Here is a 14,323-nt window from a genome sequence, read left to right as displayed (position 1 = left end):
CGCGGGGGTCAGGCGTACTCGGGAGCCGGGACCGCCGGACCGCCGAGCGCGTCGCGGCGCTCGGGCATCTCCAGGCGGACCATCCGCCGCCAGCCCGCGAACCGCTCCCACGCGTACAAGGCGTGGATGCCGGCCGCGAGGAGCGCCGACCTGGCCCTCGGCCAGCCGAGGATGTCTCCCATGTGGGCCATGACGGCCAGGCTCACGTCGCGGTAGATCCGGATCTCGGCGAGCGCGCACCGGCGGAGCGTCTGCTGGATGGCGCGGCCGTGCCCGGCGCGGGCGAGGCGCAGCAGTTCCTCGTGGCAGTAGGCGAGGTGGTTGTCCTCGTCGTTCGAGATCATCTTCACCGCGCGGCCGAGGTCGGGGTGGTCGGCGAAGTGCTTGCGCAGCAGCGCCATCTGCTCGGCGGCCCGCTGTTCGGTGACCCGGCTGTGGGCGAGGTAGGTGACGATGTCGTGCGCGGTCAGTGGATGGTCGGCGCGGAGCCGGTCGTGCGCGAGGCCGATACCGGCGCGCTCCAGAAGCATCGTGTAGTCGGTGTCGCGCGGGACGGGCACGGGGGCGAGCCCGCGCTTGCGCATCAGGGCGTTGAAGATCCGCCCGTGCTTGTCCTCGTCGGCGCCGTGCCGGGCGATCTTGGGAGCGAGGTGGTGTTCGCTCTGCGGGACGAGCGCGGCGATCCGGGCGTTCTCCCAGCCGCCCTGCGACTCGCCGCCGGCGGCGATGGAACAGAAGAGCGCGAAGGACTCGTCGTTGTCGATGATCTCCTGGAACAGACTCTTGGCCGAAAGCATCGTGGGGCACCTCTCCGCATTGCGCAGGATTCCGCAGCATTCCGCAAGGAACGAGTCAAATGCGGCAGGGGAGGCGGTGCAACAGCTGTGTCCGACAACTCCGCCGAAAGAGGTACCCGAGGAGTCGGCCCGGGAGCGTAACCACGCGCCGCGTGGCGCGTTGTTCCGCATGACGGCCGTGGCGGGGAAGACCCCCGAGCCCCCACCACGGCCGCTGAAATTCCCGGAGGTCCCCGTCCCGGCTAGCTCAGGCCGGCGAGCTCGATGGCCTGCGCGCCGGCCCGCAGCGAGGCGAGGCGCTCGTCCAGGGTGAAGCCCGCGGGGGCGAGGGTGAGGGTCGTGACGCCGGCCGCCGCGTAGGCCTTCATCCGGTCGGCGATCCGCTCCACCGAACCCAGCAGCGTGGTCCGGTCGATCAGCTCGTGCGGCACGGCGGCCGCGGCGCCCTGCTTGTCACCGGACAGGTACTTGTCCTGGATCTCGTCGGCCGCGGCCTCGTAGCCCATGCGGCGCGCGAGCTGGTTGTAGAAGTTCTGCTTGCGGCTGCCCATGCCGCCGACGTACAGCGCGGTGTAGGGACGGAAGGTGTCGGCGAGCCGCTCGACGTCCTTGTCGTCGCCGAGGGCCAGCGGCAGCGTCGGGCAGACGTCGAAGCCCTCCAGGGTCTTGCCGGCCTTCTCGCGCCCGGCCCGCAGGTGCTTGATCGCGGTGTCCTCGAGGTGCTCGGCGGACGGGAAGATGAGCAGGGCGCCGTCGGCGATCTCGCCGGTCTGCTCCAGGTTCTTCGGGCCGATCGCGGCGATGTACAGCGGGATGTGCTCGCGCTCCGGGTGCACGGTCAGCTTGATCGGCTTGCCCGGGCCGCCCGGCAGCGGCAGTGTCCAGTGCTCTCCGTCGTACGACAGCCGCTCCCGCGTCATCGCCTTGCGGACGATCTCCACGTACTCGCGGGTGCGGGACAGCGGCTTGTCGAACTTGACGCCGTACCAGCCCTCGGAGACCTGCGGCCCCGAGACACCGAGGCCGAGGCGGAAACGGCCGCCGGAGAGCGAGTCGAGGGTGGCGGCGGTCATCGCGGTCATCGCCGGCTGGCGGGCCGGGATCTGGAAGATCGCCGAGCCGACGTCGATGCGCTCGGTCTGCGCGGCCACCCAGGTGAGCACGGTGGCCGCGTCGGAGCCGTAGGCCTCGGCGGCCCAGCAGACGGCGTATCCGAGGCGGTCGGCCTCCTGGGCGACGGCGAGGTTGTCGCCGTCCATTCCGGCACCCCAGTAGCCGAGGTTGATCCCGAGCTGCATGGCCGATCCCCTTACTGATCAGTAACGACGCTGTTGCGGAGACCTTAGCGCGGGGGCCGGGGGCCCGGGAGGCCGGTGTGGCGAGGGTCGCGCCGACCGGAGCCGGGGCCCCGGCCTGCGGAACTCGGCTCCCCCTCCCGGAAATTCGGTTATCCACAGGCAACCCACTGCCCATCTCTGGCCAGTAATCTCGGCATCCATGGAGCAGAGGCATCTCGGCCGCACCGGCCTGCGTGTGTCCCGCATCGGGCTCGGCACCCTGACCTGGGGCCGCGACACCGACGAGCACGACGCCGCGGACGTCATGAAGACGTTCTGGGAGGCGGGCGGGACCCTCGTCGACACGGCCGACGTCTACGGCGACGGGGACGCCGAGTATCTGCTCGGACGGCTGTTGGAGGGCCTGGTGCCGCGCCGGGACCTGATCATCTCGACCAAGGCGGGCAGCGTCCCCGACCCGGACCGCCGCTACGACGGCTCCCGGGGGCACCTCCTCGCCGCCCTGGACGCCTCGCTGGCCCGGCTGGGCACGGATCACGTCGACCTGTGGCAGGTGCACGCCTTCGACCCCGGCACCCCGCTGGAGGAGACCCTCCAGGCCCTCGACATCGCTGTCACCAGCGGCCGCGCCAGATACGCCGGGGTCTCCAACTTCTGCGGCTGGCAGCTCGCCAAGGCGGCCACCTGGCAGCTCTCCGCGCCGGGCACCCGGACCCGCCTCGCGGCGACGCAGATGGAGTACTCGCTGCTGCAACGCGGCGTCGAGCGCGAGGTGCTGCCGGCCGCCCTGGATCTGGGCATCGGCCTGCTGCCCTCCTCTCCGCTGGGCCGCGGCGTCCTCACCGGCAAGTACCGGGGCGATGCCCTGCCGCCCGACTCGCGCGGCGCCTCGGACCACTTCGGGCTCTTCGTGGAGCCGTATCTCGACGACACCGCGAGCCGCATCGTGGACGCCGTCGCGACCGCCGCGGACGGGCTGGCGGTGACGCCGCTCCAGGTCGCCCTCGCCTGGGTCCGCGATCGGCCCGGCGTGGCCGCCCCGATCGTCGGCGCGCGCAACGCGCAGCAGCTCACGGCCGCATTGTCAGTGGAGGCCCTTAGTCTTCCTGACGAGATCTGCCGGGCCCTCGACGATGTGTCGGCGCCCGTGCACCGCTATCCCGATCACGACTGGAGCACGCTGTGAGCACGGAGCCGGTTCCCCCGGAGAGCACCGAGAACGCCGGACCGGCGACGCCGGACGCCGCCGAGGAGCCCGGGAGCCCGGACGGCACCGCGAAGGCGCAGCCCGAACCGGCGCCCGCGGACAGCGCTTCGACGAGCGACGACGACACCCCTCCCGCGCGCGACGCTGAGGGCGTGAGCAACGGCGAAGGCGAGGAGACACTCGCCGCAGACGAAAACCCGGCAGCGGAGACAGAGGACGGGACAGAAGCAGCAGCTGAAGCAGCAGCAGGGACGGAAGCGGGCAAGGCCGACGCCGAAGCCGAAGCGGCCGCGCAGCTCTCCGAGGCGCAGGCCGAGCTCGCCGCGCAGAAGCTCGAGCGGGAGCGGATCGAGCGGCGTCGGGCCGAGAAGGCGGAGCCGATCGCCAGCGGGACCAAGCTGAGCGGGAAGGCCGCCGACCTGCTGGCGGCGGTGCGCGCGGTGGAGGGCGGGGCCAAGCCCCCGGCCACCGTGTTCGCCGAGCCGGCGCCCGCCCCGCGCCGCCCCGCCCCGGAGCCGGTCAGCCGTCCCCAGCCGGTGCCCTCCGTACCGACGGCGGCCGCCGCGGCAACGCCCGCGGCGGAGGCCGTCGAGGGCGTGCGTCACGTGCTCTCCGACGGCGGCGCCCCCGAGACACTCGCGCCGCAGACCGCCGCCGCGCTCGGTGAGGGCGCCGAGGATCTGCTGCGCGAGGACCCGTGGCAGTTGCTGCGCGTCCCCGGGGTGCGTCCCGAGCAGGCCGACGGGTTCGCGCGGGCGCTGCTAGGCCCTCAGTGCGCCCCCGACGACGAACGGCGCGGCCGCGCGGTGACGGTCTGGCTGCTGGAACAGGCCGCCCTGGCCGGGCACACCGCCCTGGAGTTGCCGACGCTCACCGCCGCCCTCGGCCGGCAGGCCGTGCCGGACGCCGAGGCGGCCGTGCAGAGCGCGCTGGCCGAGGGCGAGGCCCTCGTCTTCCAGGACGCCCTGGACTCCGTGGACGCCGCCCGGTCCGGTCAGTCCGAGGGGCCCGCCGAGAACAACGCGAACGACACGAACGCCGGTGACGGCGGGGACGAGAGCGGGGAAGACGGCGAGGAGTCCCGGCCGGTCCGTGTCCTGGTGGGCCTGGAGCGGTACGCGCTGGCCGAGGAGAGCCTCGCCGACGCCCTGGCCCGGGTGGTCAACTCCCTGGCCAAGGAGGACTCCGCGCGGTGGGAGTCGGTGACGGCCGGCGCGTCCGGCAGTACGGCCGAACTGCTGCGCGCGGTCGCCGGACACGGCCTGGTGCTGCACACCGGCGGCGACGCCTCCCGGGCCGAACCGGCGGCGCTGCTCAGCGCGGCCCGGACCCTGGGCCTGCGCGCGGTCGCGGCCTGCCACACACCGGACGGGCGGCAGCGGTTCGCTGCTCTGCTCGGCGAGCGGGCAGAGGAAGGCGCCGTCGTGACCGTCCCCGGGCTGCTCGCCGGCACCGAGGGTCCGGGGCGGGACGCCGACGGGGCCTTCGCCCTCGACCTGCTGGTCCTGCTCGACGCGCCGCAACTGGACGTGGAGAGCGCCGCGATGCTGGTGGAGTCGCTGCCGGACGGGGCGCGGCTGGTGCTCAGCGGTGATCCGGCGGTGCTGTGGTCGGCCGGTCCGGGCCGGGTCTTCGCCGATCTGCTCGCGGCGCGCGCCTGCCCGCAGGTCGCCTCGCGCACACCCGACCCGGGACCGATCGGTGAACTCGTCTCCGGCGTCGGCATCGGCGAGCTGAACCAGGTGGACGCGCCCGGCAAGGAGATCGTGATCGTGCCGGTGCGCGAGGCGGGCGAGGCCGTGCACCGGACGGTGCAGCTCGTCGCCGACTCGGTGCCGCGGGCCTTCGGGATCACCCCCGAGGAGACGGTGGCCATCACCCCGGGGCACGGCGGCGCGGCCGGCACGCGCGCGCTGAACGCCGCCCTCAAGGAACGGCTCAATCCCGGCCCCGGCCGGTTCGGCGGCTTCGACCCCGGCGACCGGATCGCCTACTCGCCCGCGCCGGGCCGTACGGTGCCCGGCCGGGTGGTGACGGCCGACGCGGAGGGGCTGCACCTGTCCTGCGCCGACGGACCGGTGGTCGTGCCGAGGGAGCGGGTGGAACAGGCCGTACGGCACGGGTGGGCGCTGACCGCGCACCAGGCCGTGGGCAGCCGGTGGCCCGCGGCGGTCGTGGTGCTGCCCGGGGACGCCGGGCAGGCGCTCTCACGCCCCTGGGTCTACACGGCGTTCGGCCGGGGGGAGCGCCATCTGTCCGTGGTGCACGGCGTGGAGCAGGCCCTGCCGAAGGCCGTCGCCGAGGTCCCGGCGAAGCCCCGCACGACCCGGCTTCCGGTGCTGTTGCGCACCCAGGTCCCGGCGGCCGAGTAGCGCGAACGGCGGCGGTCCCGAGGGTCTCTTCCCCTCGGGACCGCCGCCGTCACGCAGACCCGGAGGCTTCCGCTGCCCGCCGCCCGCCCGCCGCTGCCGGCTGCCGGTCAGCGGCGGTCGGCGTCCAGCGGCTCCAGTTCCTCGTCCTCGATGTCGTCCACGAGATCCTCGTCGTCGCCGTCGTCACCGTCGTCGAGTTCGTCGAACACCGCGCTCACGTCGAAGCGGCAGACCACCCGCCCGGGGTCGGCCTGCTCGAAGGGTGTCTCCAGCCACTCGCCCGGCTCGGCCGGTTCGTCGGCCGCCAGCACCCACAGCGTGGAGTCGCCCTCCTCCAGGCCGAACTCCTTGTGCCGGGAGGCGATCTCGTCCGCCTCGAACTCGCCGAACAGGATGCCCAGCGCCCCATGCACCGTGTCCGAGAGCGCCCCGCCCGCCCCCTCGCCGTCCGCCGCCTCGATCCGCTGGGCCTGCGCCAGCAGCCGCTGTGGCTCCGCGACGGCGTAGTCGCGGCGGATCAGCACACTCAGCGCGTTCGGCTCCTCGGGACCCGCGTACGGCGGCAGGGAGTCCTCCGCGCCGGGGATCTCGAAGGGCGTGACCTCGTCATATCGGTCGTAGAGCAGTTCGTCGTAGACCTCGGCGGCCGCGGCCAGCTCGTTGAACGCCTCGTAGACAGCCGGGTCGTCCTCCCCCGTCCTGCGTTCGACCGCGGCCAGGTGGCGGTCGAGCGCGGTCTTGACCGCCTCGGCGGCGGCGCGTACCTCGGCAGCGGTGGGCTGCGCAGCATCAGACATAGTGCAGACGCTATCCGTACCGGACCCCAGACCGCACAATAGATGCGATGCCGGAATACGAATTTGTCGACGTCTACGTACCGCGCGGGGTCTCCCGCAAGGACGCGACCCGACTGCTGACCGACCATGCCGAGTACGGACACTGGGAGTTGGACCGCCTGAGCCTGCTGCGTGACGGCAGCCGCAGGGTGCGGTTGCGCCGGCGGATCATCCGCCAGGTGCGGGCCACGTGGTGAGGTGATCCCACGGGTACGGAGCGGGCCCCGCCGAGGCGGGGCCCGCTCCGTCGTGGGCACCCCGCAGGCTTACGCGGAGGGGCGCGCCTTGCGGTAGAGCACCGCGCCCGCGAGCAGCGCGCCCACGCCGGCCGGCAGGGCGAGGCCCATCGGCAGCTCGCTGCCGGTGTGCGCGAGCTGCGCGGCGTGGGCGGCGGGCCGGTGGACGGCGGAGGCGCCGGCCGGGCTCACGTGGTCCGAGGTGGACGGCACACCCCCGGGTCGGGACGGGTTGGACTGTCCGTGCCCGCCCGGCTTGCCGGGGCCGTGCCCTCCGGGCTTGCCCGGCGTCTCGTGGCCGCGCGAGGGGGGCGTGTGGGGGCCGGTACCGCTGTCATTGGCGCAGTCGTTGCCGAAGGACGGGTTGAGGATCCCGACGACGTCGATGCTGTTGCCGCACACGTTGACCGGCACGTCGATCGGCGCCTGGACGTGGTTGCCGGAGCCGACACCGGGCGATCCGCCGGTGTGCCCGCCCGCGTGCGCGCCCCCGGAGCCTCCTTGCGTGCCGGAGCCGCCGTGGCCGCCGCCGTGGTTCCCGCCGTGGCCTCCACCGTGGCTTCCGCCCCGGCCGCCACCGCCGCCCTGGTGGTCGCCGTAGCCACCGCCCCGGTGGTCGCCGTGACCACCGCCCCGCTGCTCGCCGTAGCCGCCCGACCGCGCACCGCCGCCCTTGTTGGCGCAGGAGTTGCCGAAGGTCGGGTTGAGCGCCCCGACGACGTCGACGGTGTTGCCGCAGACGTTCACCGGAACGTTGACCGGCGCCTGCACGGAGTTGCCCGACAGCACGCCGGGCGAGTCCGCGGCGCCGCCGTTCGCGCCGGAGTCGGCGTGGGCGTAGCCGCCCGCGGCGGCGATCACCCCCGTCGCCGCCGCCACGGTCATGAGGCTTTTGCGGGTGACCTGTCGCATTACTGAATCCCTGCTTTCGATCTCGTCATTCGTCCCGAATGCGCTCGCATCATGGCAGCTGTTCGATTCATTTCGGGCTCTTCGACTTCTTCGGCTTTTCCTTCGGAAAAAGACCGGTCGGCCCCGGAGCGCATGGCGCGCGCTCCGGGGCCGACGGTATGGACGGACGACCCCTCAGCGGGTCGACGTCACTTGTTGATGCAGGTGTTGCCGAAGGCGGGGTTCAGCAGCCCGATCACCGAGATCGTGTTGCCGCAGACGTTCACCGGGACGTGCACGGGCACCTGGATCACGTTGCCCGAGGCGACACCCGGGGAGTGCACGGCAGCACCCTGGGCACCGGCATCGGCAACAGCCAGACCCGCGCCCGCGAGAACCAGCCCACCAGTGGCAGCCGCAGCAGCGACGACCTTCTTGATCATTATTCCTCCTTGTTGGCAATGCGATCCCAAGCAGCGGATCGCATCACCAGTAACGAGGGGGAATTAATGAGGCTACGCGCTTATCGGCGCATTCACTCTTCCCAGTCCCGCCCGCACAGGCGGCCGATTATCTTCGCCCGTTCTCCGCCCGGTGGATTCTCGTCTCACCGGGACAATTCAGGACGCGTCGATGAACCGGTCGAGCACGCGCACGCCGAACTGGAGCCCGTCCACCGGGACCCGCTCGTCCACGCCGTGGAACATCCCGGCGAAGTCCAGCTCCGGCGGCAGCTTCAGCGGGGCGAAGCCGAAGCCGCGGATACCGAGGTCGTCGAAGGACTTGGCGTCCGTGCCACCGGACAGCATGTAGGGGATGGCCTTGGCGGTCGGGTCCTCGGCGAGCAGCGCGGACTGCATCGCCTCGACCAGCGGCCCGTCGAAGGACGTCTCCAGCGCCTTGTCGGAGTGCACGTCCTCGCGGCGCACCTTCGGGCCGAGGATCCGGTCGAGGTCGTCCAGGAACTCGTCCTCGTGCCCCGGCAGGAAGCGCCCGTCGACGTGCGCGGTGGCCTCGCCCGGGATGACGTTGACCTTGTAGCCGGCGCCCAGCTGGGTCGGGTTGGCGGTGTTGCTCAGCGTCGCGCCGATGAGCTTGGCGATCCCGCCCAGCCTGGCGAGGGTCGACTCCATGTCCTCGGGGTCGAGCTCGGTGCCGAGCGCGTCGCCGAGCTCGTCGAGGAAGGCGCGGGTCGTCTTGGTGACCCGTACCGGGAAGGTGTGCCGGCCGAGCCGCGCGACCGCCTCGGAGAGTTCGGTGATGGCGTTGTCCCGGTGGATCATCGAGCCGTGTCCGGCGGTGCCGGCCACGGTCAGCTTCATCCAGTGCATGCCCTTCTCGGCCGTCTGGATGAGGTAGAGCCGCCGCTCCTCGCTCACGGTGAACGAGAACCCGCCCACCTCGCTGATCGCCTCGGTGACGCCCTCGAACAGGTCGGGGTGGTTGTCGACCAGGTGCCGGGCGCCGTAGGTGCCGCCCGCCTCCTCGTCGGCGAGGAACGCGAGCACGATGTCGCGGGGCGGCCTGCGCCCGGAGCGCAGCCGGTCACGGACGACCGCCAGCGTCATCGCGTCCATGTCCTTCATGTCGACCGCGCCCCGGCCCCACACGCACCCGTCGGCGACCTCGCCGGAGAAGGGATGGTGGGTCCAGTCGACCGCGTTGGCCGGTACGACGTCGAGATGACCGTGGATGAGCAGCGCGGGCCTCGACGAGTCCTCGCCCTCGATACGGGCCACTGTAGAAGCGCGGCCCGGGTGCGACTCGAAGATCTTCGGTTCGAGTCCCACTTCGGCGAGCTTCTCGGCGACCCACTCGGCCGCCTTGCGTTCACCCGGACCCGAGTGGTCGCCGTAGTTGCTGGTGTCGATCCGGATCAGCTCGCGACAGAGGTCCACGACCTCGTCCTCGCCGGTGACGCTCCTGGCCGTGCCGTCGGTCGCGCTCACGCTGGTTCCTCCCGCTGTCACTGCTGGTGGGTCTCCTTCATCCTCCCTCTCCCCCGCTCCCCGCCCAAGGCCGGTCCCGGCCCGACACACGCCGTTCACGCGGGACGCGGCATCCGGCGGGGCGACCGCCCGTGATCGGGCACCCCGGAAAGCCTGGTAATGTTTACGACGTCGCCGCGGGGGAAACCCCGCACGACAGACACCTTGTCCGGGTGGCGGAATGGCAGACGCGCTAGCTTGAGGTGCTAGTGCCCTTTATCGGGCGTGGGGGTTCAAGTCCCCCCTCGGACACAGAAGCGGAACCGGTCGGGATGTTCGCAAGACCATCCTCGCCAGGTTTCGGATTGCCGGTGAGTCACATGACTCACCGGCAATTCTTCGTTCCCGGAGCCTTCGGGCTCTCCAAGCGCTGCGACACCGGCCCCGGCCCCGGGCCCGCCCTGGGCCGCGCCCGCCGATCCGGTCACTGATACTGGGAAAATGGGCAAATTTGGGCAATCTGTCCCAACGAGCCGACGGACCGACCACGTGCCGCCGAAGGGCGGGCCGCCGGAGGCCGACCCGAAGGCCCGTCACCGTTCGGCCGGCCGACGTCTGCTGTCGTTGCGGAAACCGCGCAGCGTCGCCGGTCAGGTCTTCCTGCTGCAACTGGTGGTCGTCCTCCTGCTCATCGCCACGGCCGTGGTGGTGCTCGTGATCCAGGACCGCAACCGCGCGATCCAGGAAGCCGGCGACCGGTCGCTGGTGGCCGCCGAGTCGTTCGCGAACGCCCCGGGCACCGCGGAGGCGATGAAGAGCGACGACCCGACGGCGGCACTCCAGCCGCATGCCGAGGCGGTGCGCAAGAGGACCGGCGTCGACTACGTGGTGGCACTGAGCCCCTACGGCTTCCGGTGGACCCACCCGGACCCGGACCAGATCGGGAAGCACGTCTCCACCTCCTACGGTCAGGCGCTCGAAGGCGAGCCCCACCAGACCACGTTCGACAGCAGTCTGGGGAAGGCGGTCGACTCGACGGTGGCCGTCTTCGACGAGAAGGGGACCGCGGTCGGCCTCGTCACCGTGGGCGTCACGGTGGACAAGGTGACCAGTGTGGTGCAGCACCAACTGCCGGTGATCTTCGCCGCCGGCGGTGTCGCACTGCTGCTGGCCGCGGGTGGGTCGGCACTGGTCAGCGGGCGTTTGCGGCGCCAGACCCGGGGCCTCGGGCCGGTGGAGATGACCCGCATGTACGAGCATCACGACGCGGTGCTGCACGCGGTCCGCGAAGGCGTGCTCATTCTGGACGGTGACGCGAGGCTGCTGCTGGTCAACGACGAGGCGCGCCGGCTGCTCGCGCTGCCGCCGGAGGCCGAGGGCAGGCCGGTCACCGGACTCGGGCTGAACCCGGCCCTGGCCGGACTGCTGGCATCGGGCCGGGCGGCCACCGACAAGGTCTTCCCGGCCGGGGACATCCTGCTCGCGGTCAGCGTGCGGCAGGTGGGCTCGCAGGGGGGCAGCGTGGCCACCCTGCGGGACACCACCGAGCTGCGCGCCCTCGCGGGCCGGGCGGACGTGGCGGGCGGGCGCCTGCAACTGCTCTACGAGGCCAGCACGCGGATCGGCACCACCCTCGACATGAAGCGCACCGCAGAGGAACTGACCGAGGTCGCGGTCCCGCGCTTCGCCGACTTCGCCACCGTCGAGTTGCTGGAGCCCGTGCTGCAAGGGGGTGAACCGACGGGGGCGAGCAGGGAGATGCGCCGTATCGCCACCGAGGGCATCCGGGACGACGTGCCCCTCTACCCCGTCGGGAGGCGTATGCACTACGCGCCCGGCAACCCGGTGGCCATCGGTATGACCACCGGCCGACCGGTCCTGGTGGCGGACCTCGCCATGGCCGACGGATGGCGGGTCCAGAACCCGGAGCGGGCCCGGAAGGTCATCGAATTCGGTATCCACTCCATGATCTCGGTGCCGCTCCAGGCCCGGGGCCAATTGCTGGGTGTCGTGGAGTTCTGGCGTTCGGAGCAGGACCCCTTCGAGCCGGACGACCTGTCCCCCGCCGAGGAACTCGCCGCCCGGGCGGCCGTGTGCATCGACAACGCGCGGCGGTACACCCGCGAGCACACCACGGCCGTCACCCTGCAACGCAGCCTGCTGCCCGGCGTGCTCCCCGAGCTGTCCGCCCTGGAGGTCGGGCACCGGTACCTGCCCGCCAAGGCGGGGGTGGGCGGCGACTGGTACGACGTCATCCCGCTGCCGGGGGCCCGGGTGGCCCTGGTGGTCGGCGACGTCGTCGGACACGGCCTGCACGCCGCCGCGACGATGGGTCGTCTCAGGACCGCGGTGCACAACTTCGCCGCTCTGGACCTGCCTCCGGACGAGCTTCTCGCGCACCTCGACGACCTGATCACCCGGATCGACGAGGACGCGGCTGCCGAGGGCAACACCGAGGCCGTCACCGGTGCCACCTGCCTGTACGCGGTCTACGATCCGGTCTCCGGGCGGTGTGTTCTCGCCCGAGCCGGTCATCCCGGTCCGGCGCTGGTCTCCCCCGACGGCTCCGTGACCTTCCCCGACATCCCCGTCGCCCCGCCGCTCGGCGTCGGCGGGGGCCTGCCCGTCGAGACGGCCGTACTCCGGCTGGCGGCCGACAGCCGGCTGGTCCTCTACACCGACGGCCTGGTCGAGGCCCGCGGCCGTGACATCGACACCGGGCTCGGCATGCTGAGGCAGGCGCTCGCCCATACGAACGGCGCCACCCCGGACGACACCTGCCGGACGGTGCTCGACGCGATGCTGCGCACCAGATCGACTGACGACGTCGCCCTGCTCGTCGCACGCACCCGGCTGCTCGACCCGGAGCAGGTCGAGGAGTGGGAGGTGCCCGACGACCCCGCCGCCGTCTCCCGGGTCCGCGCCGAGGCCACCCGCAGGCTGGAATCCTGGGGGCTCGGCGAGGCCGCCTTCACGACCGAGCTGATCCTCAGCGAACTCGTCACGAACGCCATCCGGTACGGAGCGAGCCCCATCAGCCTGCGACTGCTGCGCGACCGCGACAGTCTGATCTGCGAGGTCGCCGACGGCACCAGCACCTCCCCGCACCTGCGCCGCGCTGCCATCACCGACGAGGGGGGTCGTGGGCTGTTCCTCGTCGCGCAGATGTCCCGCCGCTGGGGGACCCGGTACACCGACCGAGGCAAGATCATCTGGGCTGAGCAGGCGCTCGACGCCGGAGCCGCCGGGGACCTGAGCGGTCTCCTGATGGCGGACCTGTGAAGCGGGGACGGAAACCGGACCGCCGCTCCGGGGTGGGCCCTCGCCCGGCACGTTCCCGGCGCGTTCAGGAGCTGTCGCCGACCGTGAAGTACGGGATCTTGGCCGGGTCCTGGCCGAAAGCGGCCCCGAGATAGACGGCCGACAGTTTGGTGAGCGTTCCGTCGTCGATCAGCTGCCTGATGATCCGGTCCAGCTCGTCCTTGTCGGGTGACCCCTTCGGGTAAAGGGCGCCGTAACCCTGGTCGGTCCTGTACTGGCCCACGAGACGCACCTTGCCCTCCCGCTTCTGGGGATACGCCAGCAGAATCGTCGTGTCGTGGACGACCGCGTCGATGCGTCCCTCCTCCAGCGCCGCGACCATCTCCGGGTCGTTGGGGAAGGCGGTGACGGGCTTGGTCGGCTTGAGGCGCTTCTCGACGAACTCCTCGCCCGTGGTGCCCTCGGCCACTCCGATGCGGACGTCACGGATGTCGGCTTCGTCGATCTTCTCCTCGTCCCTGATCAGCACTCCCAGGGTCGAGGAGAGGTAGGGCGGGGAGAACTCGGCCACCTTGCTCCGTTCCGGGGTGATCGTGATCTGCGCCAGGGCCAGGTCGAAGTCCTTGGTCCGGCCGGACACGACCTCCGGGAAGGGGGCGTTCTCGACCTTCACCCGGTCGAGTCCGGATCGATAGGCGATGTTGGCGGCCATGCAGTACTCGTAGCCGCTCTTGATGGAGTCCGGCGTGTCGCCGTTCCACCAGCCGGGCGCGGGCAGGGTCGTCTTGACCGTGAGGGCGCCCGCCGTCTCGGGCGACAGGTGGAACTCCCCGTAATGCCCCGAGACCGGGCAGTCGCCGTAGCGGACATTCGGCGCCTGCGACCTGTCCCGGTCACAAGCCGATGTCGCGACGATGAGCGCCACGCCGACAGCCAGAGAGCCGATCGCTGCCGCGGCGCGCATCATTGCACCTCCGGTAGGGGCATACTCCTCGATTCACCATGGATCACCACAAACCATACGACTGCCGGAGCCAGGCGGGAGGACTCCGGGGCGCGGGTCGGGTCGTCCGCCTTCCAGCGGTGCCGGAGTGACCGGCCGGAAGCAACGGGGCCACCGCCGGCACCCGGCGCGTGGCGCACGGAGTGCGTCGTCGGATCCGGCGCCGCTCCCGGTCCCGGTCCCGGACCCGGTCCGGGACCCGGGGGATCGCCGGCCGAGTGCGGGGCGGTTTCGGTTCTCGGGAGTTGCGGCCGATCGGCCGGGCCGCCCTCCCCGTTCTCGCCCCTCCCCGTTCCCGCCCTCGGCGCGCGCACCTCAAACCAGGACATCAGGTCGGCAGAGGCGACCTTCCCGCCGATGTGGGGCAAGTCTCGCCGCCTCGCGAAGCTCGCAGGTCAGGGCGTCGCTGTTGATCTTCCGCATCGCCCCGGACGGCCTCCCCGAGTGGCCGGCCCACCGCGGCGAGCCTAGCGTCGTACTAAAATTTCCGGCTT

11 protein-coding genes and 1 tRNA gene are annotated in these 14,323 nt (G+C 72.0%); 5 read left to right on the top strand and 7 right to left on the bottom strand.

Going from position 1 to position 14,323, the window contains the following annotated elements:
- Positions 1-8 precede the first annotated feature (8 nt).
- Both OHU34_RS33550 and OHU34_RS33545 read right to left on the bottom strand, forming a co-directional pair.
- Entirely contained in the window at positions 9-797 is a 789-nt protein-coding gene (locus tag OHU34_RS33550) for a ferritin-like domain-containing protein (protein ID WP_142269508.1), read from the bottom strand.
- A 242-nt stretch (positions 798-1,039) separates the two neighbouring features.
- Positions 1,040-2,095 carry an LLM class F420-dependent oxidoreductase gene (locus tag OHU34_RS33545; RefSeq protein ID WP_142269509.1) on the bottom strand — a complete coding sequence of 352 codons (1,056 nt, stop codon included), beginning with the start codon at positions 2,093-2,095 and terminating at the stop codon, positions 1,040-1,042.
- A gap of 199 nt (positions 2,096-2,294) precedes the next feature.
- On the opposite strand from OHU34_RS33545, the gene OHU34_RS33540 reads away from it, so the two are divergent.
- Positions 2,295-3,281, top strand: a complete 987-nt coding sequence (locus OHU34_RS33540) for an aldo/keto reductase (RefSeq protein WP_142269510.1) — start codon at positions 2,295-2,297, stop codon at positions 3,279-3,281.
- On the top strand, positions 3,278-5,674 hold the full coding sequence (locus tag OHU34_RS33535) for a helix-hairpin-helix domain-containing protein (RefSeq protein ID WP_405769884.1): 2,397 nt from the start codon (positions 3,278-3,280) through the stop codon (positions 5,672-5,674). The genes OHU34_RS33540 and OHU34_RS33535 overlap by 4 nt, the downstream gene beginning before the upstream one ends.
- Before the next feature lie 107 nt (positions 5,675-5,781).
- On the opposite strand, the gene OHU34_RS33530 is transcribed toward OHU34_RS33535, so the two are convergent.
- Positions 5,782-6,471 (bottom strand): hypothetical protein, encoded by a 690-nt coding sequence (locus OHU34_RS33530; RefSeq protein WP_142269512.1) that lies wholly within the window; start codon positions 6,469-6,471, stop codon positions 5,782-5,784.
- A gap of 47 nt (positions 6,472-6,518) precedes the next feature.
- On the opposite strand from OHU34_RS33530, the gene OHU34_RS33525 reads away from it, so the two are divergent.
- Positions 6,519-6,707 (top strand): DUF5703 family protein, encoded by a 189-nt coding sequence (locus OHU34_RS33525; RefSeq protein ID WP_005485166.1) that lies wholly within the window; start codon positions 6,519-6,521, stop codon positions 6,705-6,707.
- A gap of 69 nt (positions 6,708-6,776) precedes the next feature.
- Here OHU34_RS33525 and OHU34_RS33520 read toward each other — a convergent pair whose 3' ends face one another.
- From OHU34_RS33520 to OHU34_RS33510, 3 genes are all read right to left on the bottom strand, one after another.
- The gene (locus tag OHU34_RS33520; RefSeq protein ID WP_142269513.1) at positions 6,777-7,658 is read right to left on the bottom strand and encodes a chaplin; all 882 of its coding nucleotides are present in this window, start codon (positions 7,656-7,658) and stop codon (positions 6,777-6,779) included.
- 188 nt (positions 7,659-7,846) lie between these two features.
- Positions 7,847-8,080 (bottom strand): chaplin ChpH, encoded by a 234-nt coding sequence (chpH, locus tag OHU34_RS33515; protein ID WP_028806602.1) that lies wholly within the window; start codon positions 8,078-8,080, stop codon positions 7,847-7,849.
- A gap of 177 nt (positions 8,081-8,257) precedes the next feature.
- The gene (locus OHU34_RS33510; protein WP_405769881.1) at positions 8,258-9,586 is read right to left on the bottom strand and encodes a M20/M25/M40 family metallo-hydrolase; all 1,329 of its coding nucleotides are present in this window, start codon (positions 9,584-9,586) and stop codon (positions 8,258-8,260) included.
- Between the two features lie 206 nt (positions 9,587-9,792).
- Between OHU34_RS33510 and OHU34_RS33505 the strand changes: the two genes are divergently transcribed.
- Together OHU34_RS33505 and OHU34_RS33500 are read left to right on the top strand one after the other, a co-directional pair.
- Positions 9,793-9,877: transfer RNA gene (locus tag OHU34_RS33505), tRNA-Leu, on the top strand.
- Between the two features lie 237 nt (positions 9,878-10,114).
- Positions 10,115-12,847: a SpoIIE family protein phosphatase gene (locus OHU34_RS33500; protein ID WP_405769878.1), complete on the top strand. Its 2,733-nt coding sequence runs from the start codon at positions 10,115-10,117 to the stop codon at positions 12,845-12,847.
- 64 nt (positions 12,848-12,911) lie between these two features.
- On the opposite strand, the gene OHU34_RS33495 is transcribed toward OHU34_RS33500, so the two are convergent.
- Entirely contained in the window at positions 12,912-13,790 is an 879-nt protein-coding gene (locus OHU34_RS33495) for an ABC transporter substrate-binding protein (protein ID WP_230196376.1), read from the bottom strand.
- Positions 13,791-14,323: the final 533 nt, after the last annotated feature.

The organism is Streptomyces sp. NBC_00080, from assembly GCF_045041255.1.
Lineage (GTDB): Bacteria > Actinomycetota > Actinomycetes > Streptomycetales > Streptomycetaceae > Streptomyces > Streptomyces coriariae.
Note: the sequence above shows the minus strand (reverse complement) of the source record. Positions and strands in the feature narration are given on the sequence as shown.